This is a genomic window from Streptomyces sp. CBMA123, assembly GCF_014596465.1.
Lineage (GTDB): Bacteria > Actinomycetota > Actinomycetes > Streptomycetales > Streptomycetaceae > Kitasatospora.
This window is the reverse complement of sequence record NZ_MECK01000502.1, coordinates 1-1,021: the sequence shown is the minus strand read 5'-3', so window position 1 is coordinate 1,021 and position 1,021 is coordinate 1. Positions and strand designations below refer to the sequence as shown.

General features: G+C 78.0%; 1 protein-coding gene and 1 pseudogene. One reads left to right on the top strand and one right to left on the bottom strand.

Annotation, left to right across the window (positions count from 1 at the left end; genetic code table 11):
• The coding region (locus tag BG452_RS35445) for a DUF6081 family protein (protein WP_188308448.1) at positions 1–595 on the top strand (595 nt) is incomplete at its 5' end.
• Between the two features lie 156 nt (positions 596–751).
• Here the strand turns inward: BG452_RS35445 and BG452_RS35440 are convergent.
• Positions 752–1,021, bottom strand: a pseudogene (locus tag BG452_RS35440) (hydrolase); the annotation flags it as partial.

The following is a 1,021-nucleotide window of genomic DNA, read 5'->3' as shown; positions in this document are numbered from 1 at the left end:
CTTCGCCCGCCCGGCGGCCGGACCGTCCGGCCCGGCCGGCCACCTGCGCTGGGCCGCCTTCGCCGAGCGCACCGACGCGGCCGACGAGACCGGGGCGCCCGGCTTCGAACTGCGCGACGGCGAGGTGCTGACCGCCTGGCTGGACCTCTCCACCGAGGTGTACGGCGGCGCACCCGGCGCCTCGGCCAACATGATCTGCGTGGACTTCGCCTCCGGCCTGGTCCTGGACTTCCTGCTCACCAACGACCGGGTGCTGGTGCTGTACGAGCGGCTCCCGCGCCCCGGCGTCGGGTCCTTCACGTACGAGCTCCCGGTGGCCGCCCGGGTCCCGGGCCGCTTCCACCGCTGCACGGTCACGGTCGACGGCGGGCGCGGCTCGGCGCACTGGTGGCTGGACGGCACCGAGGTCTTCACCGTGCCGGACCTCGGCCGCCCGCTGCCCGCCCCGGCCCGTCCGGTCCGGGGTACGGACGGTCCGCTGGAGAGCCTGCGGCCCGCCCGACTCGCCCTCGGCGTCGGGATGTTCGCCGACGCGCCGACGGGCGGCATGCGGCTGACCCTGCAGCGCGCCCAGGTCCGCCGCCGTCCCGCCTGACGCCCTACCCGCTCCGGACCACACGCCGGACCACACGCCGGACCACACGCCGGACCACACGCCGGACCACACGCCGGACCACACGCCGGGGCCCGGGGGAACCGCCGTTCCCCCGGGCCCCGGCCGTCCCGGTTGCCGCTCCTGCTACTGCTACCGCTACCGCTCCGCGAGCGCCCGCTGCGCGTACGCCCCCGCGGCCGGCTCGAACCGCAGCACCAGGTGCCCCACGGCCACGTTGACGTCCCGCCAGGCGCGGGCGAACGGGCTGCTCTCGACCTGCCCGGAGGTGCCGGCCGCCCGGAACAGCCGGTCGGCGGCGGCCAGCAGCAGCTCCGCGGCGATCGCGCAGTCCCGCCCGCCGCGCACCGCGTGCAGCGCGCTCACCGGCCCCTCGTCGGCGACCCGCGCGGGGCGCTCCAGCAGCAG